Source organism: Pseudomonas sp. SJZ074, from assembly GCF_007828215.1.
Lineage (GTDB): Bacteria > Pseudomonadota > Gammaproteobacteria > Pseudomonadales > Pseudomonadaceae > Aquipseudomonas.
Genome location: NZ_VIUE01000002.1, coordinates 67,032 through 88,196 on the forward strand (window position 1 = coordinate 67,032; position 21,165 = coordinate 88,196).

At 62.5% G+C, this 21,165-nt stretch carries 13 protein-coding genes and 1 pseudogene; all 14 read right to left on the reverse strand.

Annotation, left to right across the window (positions count from 1 at the left end):
* Positions 1-3: 3 nt before the first annotated feature.
* A complete protein-coding gene (locus FBX99_RS02710) occupies positions 4-909 on the reverse strand; it encodes an autotransporter outer membrane beta-barrel domain-containing protein (protein ID WP_145130536.1) in 906 nt (301 codons plus the stop codon).
* Positions 910-1,209: 300 nt separating this feature from the next.
* The gene (locus tag FBX99_RS02715; protein WP_145130538.1) at positions 1,210-3,633 is read right to left on the reverse strand and encodes an autotransporter outer membrane beta-barrel domain-containing protein; all 2,424 of its coding nucleotides are present in this window, start codon (positions 3,631-3,633) and stop codon (positions 1,210-1,212) included.
* 180 nt (positions 3,634-3,813) lie between these two features.
* Positions 3,814-4,614, reverse strand: coding sequence for an endonuclease/exonuclease/phosphatase family protein (locus FBX99_RS02720; RefSeq protein ID WP_144921660.1), 801 nt, complete (start codon positions 4,612-4,614; stop codon positions 3,814-3,816).
* Between the two features lie 273 nt (positions 4,615-4,887).
* A complete protein-coding gene (locus tag FBX99_RS02725; protein WP_144921664.1) occupies positions 4,888-5,652 on the reverse strand; it encodes a PIG-L deacetylase family protein in 765 nt (254 codons plus the stop codon).
* A 269-nt stretch (positions 5,653-5,921) separates the two neighbouring features.
* Positions 5,922-8,075 (reverse strand): glycogen debranching protein GlgX, encoded by a 2,154-nt coding sequence (gene glgX, locus FBX99_RS02730; RefSeq protein ID WP_144921667.1) that lies wholly within the window; start codon positions 8,073-8,075, stop codon positions 5,922-5,924.
* Between the two features lie 212 nt (positions 8,076-8,287).
* A complete protein-coding gene (locus FBX99_RS02735) occupies positions 8,288-8,629 on the reverse strand; it encodes a DUF2934 domain-containing protein (RefSeq protein WP_144921670.1) in 342 nt (113 codons plus the stop codon).
* A gap of 20 nt (positions 8,630-8,649) precedes the next feature.
* Complete coding sequence (locus tag FBX99_RS02740) at positions 8,650-11,436, reverse strand: malto-oligosyltrehalose synthase (protein ID WP_144921673.1); 2,787 nt, start codon at positions 11,434-11,436, stop codon at positions 8,650-8,652.
* Positions 11,433-13,511, reverse strand: a complete 2,079-nt coding sequence (malQ, locus tag FBX99_RS02745; protein ID WP_145130540.1) for a 4-alpha-glucanotransferase — start codon at positions 13,509-13,511, stop codon at positions 11,433-11,435. Before malQ ends, FBX99_RS02740 begins: the two co-directional genes overlap by 4 nt.
* A complete protein-coding gene (treZ, locus tag FBX99_RS02750) occupies positions 13,508-15,310 on the reverse strand; it encodes a malto-oligosyltrehalose trehalohydrolase (RefSeq protein WP_144921683.1) in 1,803 nt (600 codons plus the stop codon). The genes malQ and treZ overlap by 4 nt, the downstream gene beginning before the upstream one ends.
* Before the next feature lie 8 nt (positions 15,311-15,318).
* Complete coding sequence (glgA, locus tag FBX99_RS02755) at positions 15,319-16,890, reverse strand: glycogen synthase GlgA (RefSeq protein WP_145130542.1); 1,572 nt, start codon at positions 16,888-16,890, stop codon at positions 15,319-15,321.
* Between the two features lie 549 nt (positions 16,891-17,439).
* Positions 17,440-18,402: a D-2-hydroxyacid dehydrogenase family protein gene (locus tag FBX99_RS02760; RefSeq protein WP_144921690.1), complete on the reverse strand. Its 963-nt coding sequence runs from the start codon at positions 18,400-18,402 to the stop codon at positions 17,440-17,442.
* An 11-nt stretch (positions 18,403-18,413) separates the two neighbouring features.
* Complete coding sequence (locus FBX99_RS02765; protein WP_145130544.1) at positions 18,414-19,445, reverse strand: alpha/beta fold hydrolase; 1,032 nt, start codon at positions 19,443-19,445, stop codon at positions 18,414-18,416.
* Positions 19,446-19,580: 135 nt separating this feature from the next.
* Positions 19,581-20,027 (reverse strand): DUF411 domain-containing protein, encoded by a 447-nt coding sequence (locus FBX99_RS02770; RefSeq protein ID WP_144921701.1) that lies wholly within the window; start codon positions 20,025-20,027, stop codon positions 19,581-19,583.
* Between the two features lie 288 nt (positions 20,028-20,315).
* Positions 20,316-20,843, reverse strand: a pseudogene (locus FBX99_RS29460) (methyl-accepting chemotaxis protein); the annotation flags it as partial.
* Positions 20,844-21,165: the final 322 nt, after the last annotated feature.

The following is a 21,165-nucleotide window of genomic DNA, read 5'->3' on the forward strand; positions in this document are numbered from 1 at the left end:
GTTTTACCAGCGCATCCGTACCCCCAGGCTGGCAATCACGCCATTGAGGTCGTTGTCGTCGACATCGCTGCTGTAATCGGCGCTGACATACAGGCTCACCACGGGCGTGACCCGCGCCACCAGGCCCAGACCCAGTTCGACGGTGGAGGATTTGCGGCTGCTGCTGATCTTGTCGACCTTGTCCAGGGAAAGGGTGTCTGCGTTCTGGACGGTGTGCCACAGGTTGGTCCGCACGTAGGGCTCCACGCCCAGGCCGTTGACTTCGTAAGTACCTTTGAGCCGTGCCCCCACACGCCCGCTCCAGGTACTCAGTGCACTGCTGTTGCCGTCCTCGGCGTTACCGGTATCTAACGTCACACGCTGGTTGACCAGTTGAGCCTGGGGTTCGACCACCCAATTATCACTGATGCCGATGGGAAAGCCGCCTTCGACCGACAGCATGACGGTGTTGCCTTCGGCCGCCTGGCGCTGACCTTGTTCGGTACGGCTGTAGCCGTTGACCCGGCCGCCGCTGGCACTCAGGTCCACGTGCCAGCCGGCGGGACCGGTCAGGCTCCAGTAAGCGCCCAGGTTCGTGCCTTGCAAGCTCAGCGCGTCTTTACCCGGTTCGGCCATGGCCGGGCTGACCAACACGCCGCCGACGTTGGCGATGATCTGGCTCTGGCCACCGATCAGGCCCACGCGCTGGGTATGGCCGTTGTCGTTGCGAATCGTGAACAAGGCGGGGCCTTTGGCGGATACGGGGTCGGCGTTGAAGAGGGTGGCATTCGGGTTGTCGGAGGGCGTTCGGCCATACCAGGATTGTTCGGCTGGCCAGGCCATGACCTCCATGGATGAGCACAGCAACAACGAAGTCGACACAGTGTAAAAAGTGGTCGTGATTTCTTGTGGGCGGGGGGAAGTTCTCATGGGGGTCTGCCTTGCAATCGCATGCGTTTCTCGCTTAGGGCGTCTCTCCTACCCCGAATGAGGGGCGACCGACTGGATTGAGGCAAGTCTCGGGCAGCCCGCCGCAACGGGTTCCGGAGGCCTGCCCCTGACTGTATTTCCGGGGGTAGTACGGTGTAGTCAAGAAGACCGATGCCGTCGCGTCAAGAAACTGTGCGATGAATGGCGATATGAAATCAGGCCCGATAAATAACTGATTATTTTCAGTTATCGATGGGCCTGATTGGCGTCAAATCACCGTCGGAAGAGGTCGCGATGGGGTCACCAACTGACCCGCATACCCAGATTGCCCGCCACGCTGCGTTGCTGGTTGCTGTCCAGGTTGTTGCTGTAATCCGCGCTGGCGTAGACGCTGACCGAGGGGGCCAGGCTCACGATCACGCCGATCCCCAGATCGCCGGTGGACGCACGCTGTTGGGTTTCGACCCGCTCGGTGTTGTCGAATGTCACCGAGTCGGTGCCGGAAAAGGTGTGCCACAGATTCGCCCGCAGATACGGCTCGACGGGCATGCCACTGACTTGATAGCGGCCCTTGAGCCGGGCACCGAGACGGCCGGTCCAGGCACCGTCGGAATCGAATTCGACGCTGGAGACCCCGTCATCCTGGGTGTCCAGGGAGATTTTCTGGTGGATGACCTGGACCTGGGGCTCCAGGACCCAATCAGTGGCCACGGCGAATGGGTAACCGGCCTCTGCAGAGAGAGTCAGCGCGTGTCCACGGTTGTCGATCTTGAGACCGCGGTCGGAGCGGTTGTCACCGTTCAGCCGGGTGCCCATCACGACCGCGTCGACGTAACCGCCGGTGGGATCGGTGAGCGTCCAGTAGAGCCCGTAGCTGTCGCCGTCGAGTTCTATTTTGCCGGCGCGCCGGCCCTGGAAGCCCAGGTTGAAGCCATCGACGTTACCGTTCAGTTCGGTGTGGCCGACGAAGAAACCGATGCGCTGGGTCTGGCCGCCGGACATCGGCGAGCTGTACAGGTCGTTGCCCACCTGGAAGCCTTTGATGGAGCCGTCGAACCGAGGCGAGACCGTGCCGGCCCAGGTCTGGTCCAGATCCTTGCCATAGACTCGCCCCCAACCCGCGCCGAATGCACCGGTTTCGGTGAGCAGGCGCTGATCGCCCTGGCGGTCATGGAAGGTGCCCAGGGCCAGCAGGGTCAGTTGCGCCGCTGCGGGGGGCAACACCGACCAGGTGGGCACTTCCGGACGATACAAGGGAATGGGCGCGGCACCCGGCACCGCTGCGGGCAACGCAGGCAAACTCGGGCTGGGGGCCGCCACCGGTCCGGCGACCACGGTCGAGCGCAGATACCAGTTGTTGTCATTGCCGTTCACGCCGCCCTTGAACAAGCGGTAATCGAAAGCGCCGGCCGACACTGCATTGGCCAGCGAAAACGCGCCGCTGTCGCTGATCGCGCCGCCTTGGGCCTGGATCAGCTCGATACCGTTTTGCGTGGTCAGCGCCCCCGCGCCCCCCACATTCGTGACAGTGATGGCGGTGGTTCCCGTGAGCGTTCCTCCATTGACCACCAGCTTGTCACTGGGCGAGTCATCGGCTCCCAGAACAGATTGCAGGCGTAGCTGACCGTTGGTACCGACGTAGTTACCCTGCACGGTGAGGGTGTCGTTGGTGCGGGTATTGTCCCGGGTGAGGTCCACCGTTCCACCGTTGTTGAGGGTGGCCAACTGGCCGGCGGTGAATGGTGTGAGGCTACCCTGGGTCGAGGTCAACACGCTGTTGCTGTCGAGGGTGAGGGTGCCCGTGGACGTGGCGCTGTCGCCCAGGACCAGGGTGTCATTCAGGTCCAGGCGCGAACCCTGGGTAAGGTTGACGTTCTCCCAGTTGACGTAACGAGCGCCCGTGCTGGAAGTGCTGCCTTCAAGGGTCAGGATGTCCTGGCCCAAACCGCCATTCAGGCTTGGGGTGACGGCGAGCGCGGTTTCATCGAGGCCGCTCAACAGTGCCGTGTCATTGCCGTCACCCATCAGAATGGCAGAGTGGATCAGACCACCGCTCCACTGCAGTTGGTCATTGCCGGCACTGGTACGGACCTCACCGATGATTTCGCCACCGCTGATGGTAATGCTGTCGTTGCCGCCACTGACGCTGACGTTGCCGCCGATGCGTCCCGCAGACAGGATAATGGTGTCCTGGCCGAAGCCGGTCACCAGGTTACCGATGATCTGGCCGCCCGACATGTCGAAAAGGTTGTCGTCGAGCTTCATATCGACCCGGCCGATTGTACCGCCGCTCATGTGCGCGATATCGCCGTCTTCGAACGCGTCGACAATGGTGCCGCCGGACATCGTGAACGTATCGAGGCCATCACCCTGAGACAGCGACAGGATACGGCCGCCGGTCATGAGAAAATCGTCGGCCTCCGAGCCTTGGCTCACGTCACCATCGATCACGCCGTTTGCGTGGATTTCGATGCGATCGACGCCTTCGTCAAACGTGACGTCGCCCTGAATGATGCCACTGCCATTGGCAGGCAGGGTCAGACTGTTGTTGCCGGAAAGGTCCGTCAGCCCGGGGCTGGTGCCGCTGTCGCAGACATAGCTGTCATTACCGGCGGTTGGCGTCAGCGTACAGGCAGCCATGGCGGTGGGAAAGGGTAACAGAAAGGGTGTCGAAACCCACAAGGCGTTGAACAGCCGCTTGAAACCATGATCGTGCAAGCTCATATGCTATCCCTCTGCATCGGCATTCGGGGAACGCCGGTTTCAGCATCGGCTGCACGACAGCTGGCACACAGGGCCTGGCAACGCTCGCTGTATGGGATGGCACCGTAACAATGAACGATATACGTCGCTACTGTCAGAACTTACAGGTGGCACGTTGTCATCAGCGCTCCGTCGCCGGTTTCACAGATGCACTTCCACCGATAGCGGCAGGTGGTCGCTCAGGTGCGTCCAGGGTTTGCTGCCGAGGATTTTCGGGGCATGGCTGGTGGCGTTGCGCAAGTAGATGCGGTCCAGGCGCAGCAGCGGGAAACGAGCCGGGTAGGTCCTGGCCGGGCGGCCGTGGTGATGCTCGAAGGCTTCGTGCAGATATTGTCGCTGGGCGAGGGTGACGTTGCCGCGCAGCTGCCAGTCGTTGAAGTCGCCGGCGATGATCACCGGTGCGTCCTCGGGCAGGGATTCGAGCAATTGGCAGAGTAGTTTGAGTTGCAGTTGGCGATGGCTTTCCAACAGGCTCAGATGCACGCAGATGCCGTGGACTTCGGCATGCCCCGGCACGTCCAGTACGCAATGCAGCAAGCCACGTCGCTCCGGGCCGGTAATTGAAACGTCGAGGTTGCGGAACTGGCGGATCGGGTATTTGGACAGCAGTGCGTTGCCGTGATGGCCGTCGGGGTACACCGCGTTACGGCCATAGGCGAAGTCGCTCCACATGCTGTCGGCAAGGAACTCGTACTGGGACGTCTGCGGCCAGTTGTCGTAGCGCGAGGCATGACGGTCGTGCTCGCCCAGTACTTCCTGCAGGAAAACCAGGTCGGCGCCGGTACTGCGCACCGCTTCACGGAGCTCCGGCAGGATGAAACGGCGGTTGAGGGCGGTGAAGCCCTTATGGGTATTGACCGTCAGCACCCGCAGCCGATGGACCGCCGCGGGCGAGTCCAATGGCACCGATTCGACAGCCCGCCAGTCGGGATCACGAGTCACATTCACTCCTGAATCAAAGGTACCTGTTCATGCGACTGACGGGGGGCATTGGCAGTTCCGGATATTTACTGCGCTTTCGCGGCAGGCTCGTGTTCAACGAGAAAAATGGATACTCACAATATCCCGGACCACGCTGAAACCTGTGGGGGCGGGCTTGCCCGCGAAGGCGTCTGCATATTCAACATCCTTGTGACTGCCATACCGCTTTCGCGAGCAAGCCCTCTCCCACAGGGGATCACTGTTGTTCAGAGCATCGGCTGTGGCGGTCGAGGTTCAGATGAACACGATCTCGTATGGCAATCCCATGCGATCCAGGATGACCCGCGGCACCAGCGGGGCGATGCCGCTGGCGGGTTCGCCATTGAGCTGGCTGGCGTAGGCGTGCATGGCGTGGCGTTTGCGGGCGGTGGTCCAGACGTCCAGGCGCAGTTTTCGCGCACGGTGCCAAGGGATCTTGTTCTGCTCGCGAACCGGCCAGTGCCAGGCCCACACGGGTAATTCGTTGAAAGTCGCGCCCACGCTTTCGGCCGCCAGGGCACCGGCGCGGCCGACTGTTTCATGATCGCTGTCGCCGTCCTTGCGCCAAGTGCCGAACACCACGTCGCCGGGACGCAGGTAATGGCCGATGAAGGCGGTCAGTTGTGCCTCATGTTCGGTCAGGGCTTTTTCCGGGAAGCCGCCGCGTACCCACTCCAAACTGTGAGTCGATACGCCCAGGCGATGCAGGGCATCCACACTTTCCTGGGGGTGGGGCCGATAGATGCGCAAACGCTCATCGGTCCACAACTGCGAAGCAGGGTGGTTGAGGTCACCGTCGGTCACCGAAATCAGCAACATCGGATAATTCAGGTTGCTGAGCAACTGCAGCAAGCCGCCACAGGCCCCGATCTCATCGCCAGGGTGCGGGGAGAGAATGACGGCACGGGCGCCGGCGGGGATGAGTGTCTGGGTGCTGATGATGGGAATGTCGGCCAGCTGGGGGGAGCTGTTCCAGATTTGCGGGTGCTGCCGGCCTTGCAAGCGAGAGGCAAGTTTCATGAGGTACGTCCTTGTTGTATTCAATCTTTCAGCCACGCATCGGGCCGACTGCCCGGATGCCCCGAAAGGGGCTGGCTGCGATCCGCAGTGCTCCGAATCCTGGAATACCGCCTGCGAAGTATTGACCATGACGTTCGATTCGTCGCGTCACTTGTGTATCTGAACTGTAGTTTCTTATTCGAACTGGGCTGTACAAGCCGGTGACACGGCTTCAGGGCCGCGTCCTTGCGGCACCCGATTGTCTGTAACCGTTTGTCACCGCGCCAGTTTTACTCGTCGCGCTGCAACTCGAACAATAGCAAGGAGCGGCCCGTGACGGAGTATTCGGAATCGAAATCGAAACGCTCCTGGCCCCGCACCTTGGGCTGGTTGGTATCTACCATGCAAGTCCAGAAACTGCCTTCAGGCACTTCCGGCAAGCGGAAGTTGACGACGTCATGGTGCGCGTTGACCACCAACAACAACGTCGCGTCACCGCCCTTGCGGCGGATGCCTGTTTCCTGGGCGCGGCCGTCCATCAGCATCCCCAGGCAGCGACCATGGCCGTCCTGCCACTGTTCAATGGTCATCTCGCCACCGTCCGGTGCCAGCCAGGTCACGTCCTTGACGCCGATGTCCTCGTTGTAGTTACCCACCAGGAACCGTCCACGGCGCAGGATCGGATAGGCCAGGCGCAACTTGATCAGGCGCTTGACGAACTCGAGCAATGCCGCGCCGTCTTCGCTCAGATCCCAGTTGACCCAGCCGATTTCGCTGTCCTGGCAATAGGCGTTGTTGTTGCCATGCTGGGTGCGGGCGAACTCGTCCCCGGCGACGATCATCGGCGTGCCCTGGGCCAACAGCAGGGTCGCGAAGAAGTTGCGCATCTGTCGATGGCGCAGGGCGTTGATCTGCGGATCATCCGTTGGGCCTTCGACACCATGGTTCCAGGACAGGTTGTTGTTGCTGCCATCCTGGTTGTTTTCGTCGTTGGCTTCGTTGTGCTTGTCGTTATAGGACACCAGGTCGTGCAGGGTAAAACCGTCGTGGGCGGTGACGAAGTTCACCGAGGCATAGGGGCGGCGCCCGCGCTGATTGAACATCTCGCCCGAGGCGGTCATGCGACTGGCGAAGTCGGCCAGTTGGCCGTCGTCGCCTTTCCAGAAGGCGCGCACGGTGTCGCGGAACTTGTCGTTCCACTCGACCCAGCCTGGCGGGAAGCGTCCTACCTGATAGCCACCGGGGCCGCAGTCCCAGGGCTCGGCAATCATTTTGACCTGGCGCAGCACCGGGTCCTGGCGGCAGGCAACAAGGAAACTGTGGCGCTCATCGAAACCGTCGTGATACCGGCCCAGGATGGTGGCAAGGTCGAAGCGGAACCCGTCGACGTGCATCTCCGTGGCCCAGTAGCGCAGCGAGTCGGTGACCATTTGCAGCACGCATGGATGGCTCAGGTCCAGAGTGTTACCGGTGCCCGAATCGTTGATGTAGTAGCGTTTGTCGTCGGGCATCAGCCGGTAGTAGGAGGCATTGTCGATACCGCGCATCGACAGGGTCGGGCCTTGCTCGTTGCCTTCGGCGGTATGGTTGTAGACCACGTCGAGAATCACTTCCAGGTTGGCATCGTGCAGGTGCGCGACCATTTCCTTGAACTCGGCGATCTTGCCGCTGGCCAGGTAGCGCGGGTCCGGTGCAAAGAACGCGATGCTGTTGTAGCCCCAGTAGTTGGTCATGCCTTTGTGCAACAGATGCTGGTCGTTGACGAACGCATGGATGGGCAAGAGCTCGACCGACGACACACCCAGTTTGCGAATGTGTTCGAGCACGTCGTCGACCATCAGCCCGGCGAAGGTCCCGCGCAGGTTCTCCGGTACGGCGGGGTGGCGCATGCTGATGCCGCGCACATGGGTCTCGTACAGGATGGTCTTGTCCCAAGGCACGCTGACCCGATGGTCATGGCCCCAGGTGTGGGCAGGGTCGATGACTTTGCACTTAGGCACGAACGGGGCGCTGTCGCGCTCATCGAAGCTGAGGTCGCCATCGGGGTGGCCGATGGTATAGCCGAACAGTGCCTCGGACCATTTCAATTGGCCGACCAGTTGTTTGGCGTAGGGATCGATCAGTAGCTTATTGGGATTGAAGCGATGACCGTTCTCCGGATCGTAGGGACCATAAACGCGGTAGCCATAGATCAACCCCGGATGGGCATCAGGCAGATAGCCGTGGTAGATCTCGTCGGTGTACTCCGGCAGTTCGATGCGTTCGAGCTCGATCTCGCCAGTGTCATCGAAAATGCACAGTTCGACCTTGGTGGCGTTGGCTGAGAACAACGCGAAGTTGACCCCCAGGCCATCCCAGGTCGCGCCGAGCGGGAACGGCAGCCCTTCGCGAATCCGCGAGGCCTCGATAACAGGCGGCGGGGTGGTTTTCTTTGGACGGGTCATGGGTTGCTCCTGCAAAAGACAGACAGATACGGCAAAGCGGGTGGTTCAGAAATCATTGGTTCCAGGGTATAGCCCACCTTGGCGGGGAGTTCCTGTGGCGAGGGAGCTTGCTCCCGTTGGGGCGCGAAGCGGCCCTGTTCGGGGCTACTACGTAGCCCAGCGGGAGCAAGCTCCCTCGCCACAAAAAGCGGCCGGCAGGCGCATCGGGTGAGTCAAACCGCCGGAGGCTTGCGGGCCGCTCGTGGTTTTTTGTCGGCCGGCTTGCCAGCCGCTGGCGCTGCCGCAGCGGGTTTAGCCGCAGGCTTGGCCTTGGGCGCCGCGCTTTTTGCCGGCGCCTTGGCCGGGGTGCTCTTGGCTGCCACAGACTTGATGCCATCGGCCTTGCCGGCGGCTGGTTTGGCGGCGGCCTTGGCTGGCTTGCTCGGCGCCAGCGCTTCGGCCTCGGCCAGTTTGCGCGCCATCTCCCAATGACGCTTTTCCTGCCCGGCAGGCTTACCTTCGGATTCCCAGATCTGATAGGCAAATTCACGAATGCGTTTATCGTCGGTACTCATCGCAATGCTCCTGACATGACTCAAGATGGGATAAAGACGTTGACCGGGAAATCCCCCAGTGCGGTGTTGACCATCAACTCCCCTTGGGGTGTGACTGTTGTGTGTGTAAAAAGTCCCTTCAGTTTTCCATCCTCCACGGCGAACGGTAGCGAAACGCGGGTATCGCCCCAGTTCGCAGCGGTCACCCAGGGTTCGGTACCGTTGCCCAGCAGGCCGGCAGCGTGGATCGGTACCACCACGATGGCCCGCTGTTGCTCGTACTCACGCATGAAGGCCAGGACCCGGTCCGCGTGTTCGCCGGCCACTGGTAATGGCTGGTAGCTGCCCTGGCGGAACAACTCCGGGTATTCGGCCCGCAAGGCCAGCGTTCTGGCGATCAGGGCTTGTTTGACCCGGCCATCGCGCCAGTTGTGTATCAGCTCGGCAGGCGGGCTGTCGCTCTGTAGTGCCTGCCGGCGCGCGTCGAAGTCCACCGGGCGACGGTTGTCCGGATCCACCAGGCTGAAATCCCAGAACTCGGCGCCCTGGTACAGGTCCGGTACACCGGGTACTGTCATGCGCAACAGGGTCTGCGCCAGGCTGTTGAGGGCGCCCGCAGGAGCGATGGCCTGGACAGCCTCGGCGATGGCGCTGCGCAGCGGCAGCCCTTCATTGCCCAGCAACAGTCGTTCCAGGAACATCTGGGTCGCCTGTTCATAGGCATCGTTGACGGCCGCCCAGCTGCTTTGCAGCTTGGCTTCACGCAACGCCTTGCGCTGCCACTGCCACAAGCGTTCGTTGTAGTCCGAGAGGGCCTTGTGATCGTTGAGATCGAGGTCCAGCGGCCAGCTCCCGAGCAACGCCTGGTACATGATCAGCTCATCGCCGGCCGAGGGTGCGGCGGGATCGCTGTGCAGCGACGGGGAGAGAATCCGCCATTGTTCGACGCAGGCGGTGTACCAGTCAGCGCGTTCGCTGAGCACCGCCAGCCGCGCCCGGGTGTCTTCGCCACGCTTGTGGTCGTGGGTGGCCGTCGTGAGCAGGTTGTCTGGAAAATGCGCCTGCCGTTCCAGACAAGCCTCATGGAATTCCTGTGGCGCAGCGCTGAAGCGTTCGGTGTTGTAGCCCACGTCATTGCGCGACAGCAGGACCGCCGAGCGATACAGGGCGGTATCCTCCACGGCCTTGGCGGCAGCGGGCGAGGTCAGCTGCTGGAAGCGCACACAGGCATGGCGCAGCCGTTTGCGCTGGCTTCCTCGCGGGCGTTGCCGCCAGGTCATGCCACCGAGCCAGTCGGCCAGGCAGTCAAGTACCGGCCAGTCGGCTTCACTGAGGGTCTGCCTTGCGCCTTCCAGGGCCTGGTGGAAAAATCCCTCGTCTTCCGCGCTACGGCCCAAAGGGCTGATATAGGTGCGGTACACCGGGAAGTGCACGATGAGTTCCTGCAGCGCCCGGCGAATTGCTCCGAGGGTCAGGTCGCGGGTCATCACGTCGTCCCGGGCGACCTGTAGCAGGGCCTGGGCAACACTTTCGAAGTCCCCGGCCAGGGATCCGTTGAGAATCTGCTGGCGGGCCAGGCGGGCTTCTTCGATGAAGTGCGCCGGTCGTTCGCTGTGGCGGCTCCAGAACTCGGCGAGGGGGGCGGCACCGCTCGGATCATGCTGCAGCAGCGAAATCTGATTCATGAATTCGTAGCCGGTGCTGCCATCGATGTTCCAGTCCCGGCGCAGCGTCTCGCCATCGCCGAGGATTTTCTCGACGAAGATCGGCAGGTGTCGCGACGGCGACAGCCCATCGACACGCCTGCGCAATTTGCGACAGTAACCGCGAGGGTCGGCCAGGCCGTCGATGTGATCGATCCGCAAGCCGTCCACCAGCCCTTCTTCGATCAATTCGAAAATCTTCGCGTGGGTCGCTTCGAACACCGCCGGGCGTTCGACCCGCAGGCCACCGAGCTCGTTGACATCGAAAAACCGCCGCCAGTTGATGTCATCCGCCGCCGTGCGCCAACTGGCGAGGCGATAGCTCTGGCGCTCCAGCAGTTGGTGCAGGCGCTCGAAACCTTCAGGTTTCTCGGAATCGTAACCGCCCAGGTTGTCTTCGATGGCGCTCAGGATGTGCGCCTGCGTGGCCAATTCGCTCAACTCCTGCTGGAGAGGGCGGGCGAGGCTATGGGCGTCGGTCTGGTAGTTCAGCGTGGTGAAGCGCTCCGCGAGGGCCTTGAGCGGTTCGGCCTGTTCGGCTGGCAAGGTATCGGCGGGTCTGAGCAGCTCGCCATACTGCATCGGACAGATGGGAAAGTGATGCTCGTAATGCTCGACGTAGAAGCGGCCCAAGGCAGGATCGAAGCGCAGCTTCAGCGTTCCTTCCTGCAACGCCACGCCGTAGTCGCTGCCCAGGAATGGCAGCAGCAATTGGCCTTCCATCAGCGGATCGGGAGAGTGCCACTGGATATCGAAGAACTCGCCATAGGGGCTCAAGCGTCCCCATTCCAGCAGGTCCAGCCACCAGGGGTTATCGTTACCGCCGACCGCCATGTGATTGGAGACGATGTCGAGGATCAGGCCCATCCGATGCTCGCGCAAGGTTGCCACCAGGCGCTTGAGCGCGGTTTCGCCCCCCAGCTCGGGGTTGATCAGGGTCGGGTCGACCACGTCGTAGCCGTGCATCGAGCCGGCCCGGGCCTTGAGCAGGGGCGAGGCATACACGTGGCTGATGCCCAGCGAGGCGAAGTACGGCACCAGCGGTGCTGCGTCATCCAGGGTGAAGCCTTTATGAAACTGCAGGCGCAAGGTTGCCCGCAGAGGTTGGGTCGACGTCTGTTTCATTGGTCACGCTCGTTCGCCTGAAGCCTCGCGCAGGCGAGTATTTCCAGACGCCGGGCGGCGTCCGGGCCATCCAGCAGCGCCTGGCTCTCGTCGGGCAGGCGCCTGCGCCAATTGGGGTGAGTGTCGGTAGTACCAGGCAGGTTGGCCTGCTCGTCGATGCCCAGGGCGTCTTCGAGTGGCAGCAGCACCAGTGGCGCGCGGGTATGGCCAAGGAAGCGCACGCTGGCGTCCAGCACCTGATCAGTCTCGCGATGTTCCTCGCGAAAGTTCTGCGGGTCCTGGTTCAACACGTCCCGCAGGCCCTCGCGCTCACGCTCGCGATGCCGGCGCCAGTCCGTTTCGGTATGGGCGTCGATCAGATCCAGGCGGGCGTTCCAGTCGATGTCATGACCGTGCCACCAACCATTGAGGGTCGGCAGGTCATGGGTGCTGGTGGTCGCCAGGGCATTGTCGGGCCAATCGAGAATGGGCTTGAAGCGGGTGTTGTCCTGTTCGAACAACAGTACCCGCATGCCCAGGATCGAGCGGGCGCTGAGCTTCTCCCGCAGGCCGTCGGGCACGGTGCCGAGGTCTTCGCCGAGCACGATGGCCTGATGACGATGGGATTCGAGGGCCAGCAGGCGCAGCAAGTCGTCTACAGGATAATAGAGATAGGCGCCATCGGAGGGCGGCGCGTCGTTGGGGATCACCCACAGCCGTTGCAGGCCCATGACGTGATCGATGCGCAAGCCGCCGGCATGGGCAAAGTTGGCCCGCAGCATTTCAATGAAGGCACGAAAGCCGTTGCGCACCAGGCCTTGCGGTGAAAACGCCGAGATGCCCCAGCCCTGGCCGGAACGATTGAGGATGTCCGGTGGCGCGCCCACGGTCAGCGAGGCCAGTAATTCATCCTGGCGGCTCCAGGCCTGGCTGCCGGCGCCGTCGGCACCCACCGCCAGGTCGGCGATCAGGCCGATGCCCATGCCGCTGGATCTGGCGGCGCTCTGGGCCCGTTCCAGGCATCGGGCAATCAGCCATTGGCAAAAGGCGTAGTAGCCGATTTCGTCGGCGTTTTCCTCAGCGAAACGTGCCAGTGCCGCATTGCGCGGGTGGCGCCACTCCTCGGGCCACTGGCGCCAATCGAGGCTTTCGCCGCGGGCGGCGCGTTCCGCTTGCAGGGCCTCGAAGCGGCAGTGGTTTTCCAAGGCTTCGCCGCTGGAGTGGCGGAAGCTGCTGAAGTCTTCATGCAACGGGTGCTCGCCCTGGCTGAAGCCATCGTACAGGGCGCGAAGGATTTTCTGCTTGGCCTCGGCCGCCACCGGCCAGTCCACCAAGGGCTGTTCTTCGAGGTGGCGCAGTTGATTGACCAGGCCCGTGGCGTCGATCGCCATGCGCAAGGCCCGCTCCCCCAGGATCGTGCCCGGCGCGGCATACAGGCTGTTGAGGAACAGCCGGCTCGATGGCGAGTAGGGGCTATAACGACTGGTGTCGTTGCTGAACATCGCGTGTATCGGGCTGATGGCCAGGGCGTCGGCACCGCGCTCGCCGGCCACCCGAGCCAGTTCTTCGAGCGCCTGGGTATCGCCGAAGCCGCCATCACCGGGGCGACGCAGCGCATATAGCTGCGCGCTCAAACCCCAGGCCCTGGGCGTCGGGTCGTCCACGGCCTCGGCCACGCTGTAGCAGCGGGCGGGCGCGACGGCCAGGGTAAAATGCTGGTCCTCGATGCGGACCTGCTGGTAGCCCACCGGGACCATTCCCGGCAGCTTCGCATCGGCGTCGAGTTTCAGGTTCAGCGTCGCGCCGTCCTCGAGCCGGATCTCGCAGGGCATCGAGCCTTCGAAATAGCGGCTCAGGTCGACGCTGGCACCGACGTCGGCGGTGATCAAGGGGGGCAGACGATGATTCTGTTGCTCTTCCTGCAATTGCAAAAGACTGGCGTCGATTTCCTGAGCACTGCCGGCCGGATGGCCCAGGCCCGTCAGGACCGAGCGCAATACCGCTGGCGAGACTTTCCGGGCCCGGCCATTCGCGTCGATCCAGTCCACCGCCAGGCCCGCGCGGCCGGCGAGGATTTCCAGTTGCGCATCGCTCATGGGCGCTCTCCAGTAATGTTGGGCAACGTTGCTGCGTGCGTCAGAGTGACCAGCGCGCTGTAGGGTGCAAGAACACCCTGTTCCAACAGACCCATGGCTTGCTGCGGATGTTCGAAAAGAATGCGCGCTTGCTCCGGGGCGCTATGTTCAATCGGCCGCTCGCTGAGGTTCAGGTCGATGCGCAGCACACTGCCGTCCTCCATCCGCCAGCGTGCACTGATCGCGCCGTGGCCGAGCACGTCGGCCCCCAATGCCTGGATCGCGGGCAAGCGCGGAACGATTTCTTCGCGGCGGATTTTCAGCAATTGACGGTATAGCGCCTCGCTGGCTTGTTGCTCCGGCCCACGGGATTCCAGATTCGGTCGCGAGGCGTCGAACGTGGCGGCCGCATTGGGATCGGGAATCCGCTTGCGTTTCTCGGGGTCGGCAAAGGCACTGAAAGCCTTGAACTCGTTGCGCCGCCCCTCGCGGACCAGCTCCGCCAGCTCACCGTGGTGGCTGGTAAAAAACAGGAACGGCTGTTCGGCCAGCACTTCGTCGCCCATGAACAGCAACGGAATCATCGGGCTCAATAGAAGAAGCGCCGTTGCCGCCTGCAGGGCCTGTGGTGGAGTCAATTGGTGCAGGCGCTCGCCCAAGGCCCGGTTGCCGATCTGGTCGTGATTCTGCAGGAACAGTACGAACGCGTTGGCGGGCAAATGACCGCTGGGTTCGCCCCGGGGCTCGCCGTGACGGTTGAGATGGCCCTGGAACACGAAACCCTGGCTGAGGCAGCGTGCCAGTTTTTCCGTGGGCTGTTCGGCGTAGTCGGCGTAATAGGCGTCGGTTTCCCCGGTGAGCAACACGTGCAGGGCGTTATGGCCGTCGTCGTTCCACTGGGCGTCGTAACCCTGCTCGAGCAGGCTGGCCTGGTTGTGTTCGTTCTCCACGGTCAGCCAGACATGCCGCGCCGGGTCGACCTGTTGACGCACCCTGGCGGCCAGCTCCTGGAGAAAATCCGGGTCTTCAATCGCGTGCACGGCATCCAGGCGCAGGCCGTCGAAGCGGTATTCCAGCAACCACATGAGCGCATTGTCGATGAAGAAGTCCCGTACCTCGCGGCGGCGAAAATCGATGGCCGCGCCCCAGGGGGTGTGCTTGTCTTCGCGAAAGAAGCCCTTGGCGTAGCGGTGCAGGTAATTGCCATCGGGGCCGAAGTGGTTGTAGACCACATCCAGGATCACCGCGAGCCCATGACCATGGGCGCTGTCGATCAGGTGCTTGAGCTGTTCCGGCGTGCCATAGGACGCCTGGGGCGCATAGGGCAGGACTCCGTCGTAGCCCCAGTTGCGATCACCGGGGAACTGCGCCAGGGGCATCAGTTCGATGGCGGTGACACCCAGCCCGGCCAGGCGTGCCAGTTGCTGTTCGACGCCTTCGAAGCCACCGAGGGTGCCGACATGCAACTCGTAGATCACTGCTTCATACCAGGGGCGACCGGACCATTGGGTGTGGCGCCATTGATAAGCGTGGGGGTCGACCACCACGCTGGGGCGGTCGATGTCTCCGGCCTGGGCACGGGAAGCGGGGTCGGGGACTTCCAATTCTCCATCGATGTTATAGCGATAGCGGGTGCCGGCGGGGCAGCGGGTCTGGATCATGAACCAGCCGTTGGCTTGGGGCAGCAGCGGTATTGACTCGCCAGTGTCGAATTCGACACTGACGTAAAACGCATCCGGGGCCCACAGGGCGAAGCGAGTGTGCTCGGCATCAAGCAGGGTCGCGCCGTGGGTCCAGGTGTCAGGCGTCCTTGACGGCATCGATCACCTCATTGTCTGGCCGATTTACCCAGGGATTGAGCCACCAGTTGTTCGTAGAGTTCGGCGTAGGGTTCGACTGCCTTGCTCCAGTTGAAAGGTGCCGACATCGCCCGGCAGCGCATGGCGTTAAGCAGTTCGGGGAAGGCGAACACCTTGAAGGCCCGGCTCAGTGCCTGCTTGTAGCTGTCCACGGTGGATTCGGCGAACAGAAAACCGGTGATGCCGTCTTCAATGGTGTCCGCCAGGCCGCCGGTATTGCGCGCCACCGGCAGTGAGCCGAAGCGTTGGGCGTACATCTGGCTCAAGCCGCAGGGTTCATAGCGCGATGGCATCAGCAGGAAGTCACTGCCGGCGAACATCCGCCGTGCATCGGTTTCGTTGAAGCCGATGCGCACGCCGATCCGACCGGGGAAACGCAGCGCCAGTTCGCGCATGGCCTGTTCTTCTTCCGGTTCGCCACGGCCGATAATGGCGATCTGTCCGCCGGACTCGACGATGAATTCCGCCACGGCTTCGGTCAGGTCCAGGCCTTTCTGGTACACCAGGCGCGATACCACGGCGAACAACGGGCCCTTGGACTCATCGAGGCCGAACAGTTGACGCACGTGGTCGGCGTTCACCGCCTTGCCCTCCCAGTCGCCAATGGCGAATTTGCGGAACAGGTGCGTGTCGGTGGCCGAATCCCAGCTTTCGTCGATGCCATTGGGGATCCCGCTGAGCAAGCCTTGTTGGGTCTTGGCCGCGAGGAAACCATCGAGCCCGCAGCCGAACGCCGGCGTGGTGATTTCCTGGGCATAGGTGGCGCTGACCGTGGTGATGTGGCTGGAATAGGCCATGCCTGCCTTGAGGAACGACAACTTGCCGTAGAACTCCATGCCTTCCTGCTGCAGCGCGTGCTCGGGAATGCCCAGTTCAGGGCAGGAGGCCAGGCTGACGACGCCCTGGTACGCCAGGTTATGAATGGTGAACAGAGTCGGGGTGCGTTGTCCGCGCCAGTGCATGTAGGCGGGCGCCAGCCCGGCCGGCCAGTCATGGGCATGGACCAGGTCTGGGCACCAGTGGATCTGCGCCAGGTTGGCGGCGATGTCCGCCGCGGCCAGGCCCAGGCGTGCGAAGCGGATGTGATTGTCCGGCCAGTCGCGGCCATTGTTGGCGCCGTAGGGCGAGCCTTCCCGGGCAAACAGTTCGGGGCAGATCAGTACGTAGATCACCAGGCCGTCAGCCATGTCCATGCGCCCGATCTTGCAGGGTGGCAGCGCTGCATGGCCGCCGAGTTCACCAACGATGTGGATCGGGTTGCCGCTGTTCATCACCTGCGGATAACCGGGGATCAGCACCCGGACATCATGCAAGCCGGCCATCGCCCGAGGCAGGGCGGACGAGACGTCGCCCAGGCCACCGGTTTTTACCAGGTCGGCGATTTCCGAGGTGACGAACAGGACTTTCTTGCGGTTGGGGTTCTGGCGGACGACGGGGAGCAGTGCCTTGCCTCCGGTGGACAGCACCGGTGCCGTCGGCGATTCGGCCGCCGGCGGTAGTTGTGAACGGACTTGCTGGGGTTCCAAGGCAGCACTGATCATAAGTATCTCCTGTATCTCGATCTGTTTCCGGCACGCGCCAGAGCTGTTGTTTCATTGGCCGAATCCTGCGGCCAGGCGCACAAGCGCTAAGCAAGGAGAGCAAAGCGCTGCCCAATGCGGCGAAGCGAATCAGGTAATGGGGCTGTGCAAGGACTGCACCAGCCGCTGTTGCCCTACCTCTAACCTGACCCGTCGCCGTTGCGAAAAGTTTCGACTTTTTTTCGTCGGGATGACCGGTCGGTTTTCCCCTCGGATCGGCAGTCTAGGTCAGAACCTAGAGCGGTGCGGTGCGCTTCGTCGATTTGTCGGACAATCACGTTTTTTGTCGGCAATGTCTTACATAACGACGGGAGATACGCGCCGACGAAGTGCACATGCCTGAAACAAAAGTGCGGTAAGGGGCAGGGGTGGTTTCATCCGCGTGCGCGATCGGGTGACGGGATGCACCATCGGAGTGCGCTGGGAATGGAGGCGTTTTGATGGCTCTGCCGATCAGGGAAGTACAGTCTTTTTGTGGGAGCGAGCCTGCTCGCGATAGCGATCTTTCGACTATGCAGTCGGGGTCAGCAAGCGGATCGGTGCCCCGCCGGCCCACGCTTGCAGGTCCTCGATCATCTGCGAATAGAACTGCCTATAGTTCTGCCGGCTGACATAACCCACATGCGGCGTGGCCAGTACGTTTTCCAGCGTTCGGAACGGGTGATCGACAGGCAAGGGTTCCTGGGCGAATACATCCAGGGCGGCGCCGGCCAGGCGTTTGTGGCGCAGGGCATCGATCAGCGCGTTTTCATCGACGATGGGCCCCCGGGCGGTGTTGACCAGCAGCGCCTCGGGCTTCATCCACCCCAGCGCCTGGGCGTCCACCAGGCCTCGGGTACGCTCACCCAACACCAGATGGATCGAGAGAATGTCCGCCTGCTCGAACAATTGCTGTTTGCTCACGTAGGTCACGCCCACCTCGGCAGCCTGTTCGGCGGTGAGGTTCTGGCTCCAGGCGGTTACCCGCATGCCGAACACCTGGCCGAACTGCGCTACTCGTTTGCCGATGCTGCCCAGGCCGAGGATGGCCAGGGTCTTGCCGTGCAGGTCGCCACCGAGGCCCTGCTGCCATAGTCCCGCACGCAGGGCATTGGCTTCCTGGACAAGGTTGCGGCTCAAGGCCATTACCAGCGCCCAGGTCAGTTCGGGGGCGGCGTGCTTGTAGCTTTCGGTGCCGCACACCTGGATGCCCAGCCCGGCGGCGGTCTGGAGGTCGAGAGCGGCATTGCGCATGCCGCCGGTGAGCAGCAGCTTGAGATTCGGCAGGCGACGCAGCAGGCCTGCGTCGAATGAAGTGCGTTCGCGCATCACGCAAATCACCTCGAAGGGTGCCAGGCGTTCGGCGAGGGTGTCGCGGTCGGCAGGGTAGTCATGCAGGAACGTGACCTGGCCGATGCTGTCCAGGGCCGACCAGTCCACCACGTCTCGCGCCACATCTTGCCAATCGTCGATGACCGCTATTTGCACCGCCATGGAGCACCTCGTCAGGGAATGGGTTTGTTCAGCCAGCTCAGCAACGCTTCGTGGAAACGGTCCGGCTCCTCCATTTGTGGAGCGTGCCCCAGATGAGGGAACTCCACCAGGGTCGAGCGCGGGATGAGTTGGGCGGCCTGTTTGCCCAACACCTCGTATCGGCCGAGCCTGGCTTTCACTGCCGGCGGGGCGATGTCGCTGCCGATGGCCGTGGTATCGGCGGTGCCGATCAGCAACAGGGTCGGCATCTTCAGGTCCTTGAATTCGTAGTAGACCGGCTGGGTGAAGATCATGTCGTAGATCAGCGCCGAGTTCCACGCGACCTGCGTGTGTCCGGGCCCTTTGTTCAAGCCGGCGAGCATGTCCACCCAGCGCTCGAACTCCGGTTTCCAGCGGCCGCCATAGTAGGTCATGCGCTCATAATTGCGAATACCGTCAGCGTTGAGCTTCAGCTCTCGCTCATACCATTGATCGACAGTGCGGTAGGGCACGCCGAGGGCCTTCCAATCCTCCAGGCCGATAGGGTTGACCATCGCCAGGCGCTCTACCTGATCGGGAAACTGCAAGGCATAACGGGTGGCGAGCATACCGCCGGTGGAGTGTCCCAGGATAACGGCTTTCTGGATGCCAAGGGCCTTGAGCAGTGCCTGGGTGTTGTTCGCCAGTTGTTGGAAGCTGTACTGATAGTGGTCCGGTTTGCTGGATGTGCAGAAGCCGATCTGGTCCGCCGCAATTACCCGGTAACCAGCCTGGCTGAGGACCTTGATCGAGTCGCCCCAGGTGGCGGCGCAGAAGTTCTTGCCGTGCATCAGCACGATACTGCGGCCATTGACCTTGCCTTGGGCCGGTACGTCCATGTAGCCCATCTGCAGGGACTTGCCCTGGGACTGGAAGGCGAAGTGCTTGAGGGTGTATGGGTATTCGAAACCTTGGAGTTCCGGCCCGTAGGCCGGCCCTTCCGGGGGAATTTCGGCATGGGCGAGCAGCGGCAGGGCAGCGGTCAGGAACAGGCTGGGTAACCAGCGAAGAGTGGCGCGCGGCATGGTCGATCTCCTTGTGGCAGCCGGACGATCCTGGGGCGGTCCGGTTATGGCGACATTAACCACAGGCAATCAACAGGCCGGAATGTTCAACCCAGCCGGGGGGAAATGCGCCATGACGCAGCCCAGCGATCCCGGTCAGTGAGCCGGGTAATCCGCCACCACGGTTTGCGTCCCGTCTTTTTTCAGGCCGATCACCTGGTAGGCATCGCTCATGCCGTCCATTTCCATGCCGGGCGACCCCATGGGCATACCGGGCGCGGCCACGCCGAGCAAGTCATCACGCTGGCTCAACGCCCGTACCTGATCGGCAGGGACGTGGCCTTCGACGAATTTGCCGTTGATCTCGGCGGTATGGCAGGAACGCATGTTGGGCGCCACGCCCAGGCGTTGCTTGACCGAACTCATATCGGTTTCCACATGATCGTTGACCTTGAAGCCGTTCTCCTGAAGGTGAGCGATCCATTTTTTGCAGCAGCCGCAGTTGGCATCGCGATGCACATCGATGGTGGTTGGTGTGGCCGCTTGGGCCAGGGTGGTGACGAACAGGGCGCTCAGGGCGAGCAGGTGCAGGGGATTGGCCATGGAAGCAGTCTCGTGTGGAGCGGGTTGGCGGGAGGATACCAGAGTAGCGGTTGCCAGCTGACGGGTTGCTGAGGGGTAGATGACAGAATTGTCAGGTGAGGTGGCTGGCACTCGCTCCCACATGGGATCTGTGCCAGACATCAACCCAACTGACACCATGAAACCCTGTGGGAGCGGGCTTGCTCGCGAAAGCGGTGTGTCTGCTTCCGCGATGTTGGATATGCCACCGCCTTCGCGAGCAAGCCCGCTCCCACAGGGGGAGCAGTGCTTGCAGGGTGGCAATCATTCTCAGCGAAGCTTGAACCGCCCCATGATCGCATTCACCCGACTGTTGGCTTCCAGCAATTGTCGGGTGTTGTTTTCACTGGCCAGTCCGCCTTCCACCAGTTCCTCAACCATATGGCGGATCTGCACCATGCTGCGGTTGATTTCTTCGGTCACGGCGCTCTGTTGTTCGGCGGCGGTGGCGATTTGGGTGCTCAGGCTGTTGATCTGCGCGACGGAGCCGGCCATTTCATCCAGGCCGCTGTTGACCCGGGAGGTCGCGTCGGCAGCCGACTGGCAACTGGCCTGGGTATTTTCCATCGCCGAAACCGACGAACTCACGCCTTGGGTCAGGCGGGTCAGCATTTCGTTGATTTCCGAGGTGCTGGCTTGGGTGCGGGCGGCGAGGGCACGTACCTCGTCGGCTACCACTGCAAATCCGCGGCCCTGTTCGCCGGCCCGGGCTGCTTCGATAGCGGCGTTGAGTGCCAGCAGGTTGGTCTGTCCGGCGATGGCGCCGATCACCCCGAGGATTTCGGTGATGCGTTGCGCATCCTGCTGCATGCTCTCGACCTTGCGAGTGGCGCTGGCGACTTCATCGATCAAGGCCACCACGCTATCGGAGGCTTCGCCCACCACGACACGAGAACGATCGGCGTGTTCGTTGGCGCGCTGGGTGAACGCGGCCGTTTCGGCGGCGTTATTGGCCACGCTCTCGGCCGTGGAGCTCATCTGGGTAATGGCGGTCACGGTCTGGTCGGTTTCCGAGGCATGGCGCATCAGGATTTCGCTGGTATGGGCCGAAGTCCGTTGCAGGTTGTCCAGGCTCGATGCCATGGCACCAGTGGCCTGGGTAACTTCACTGATCATGTCT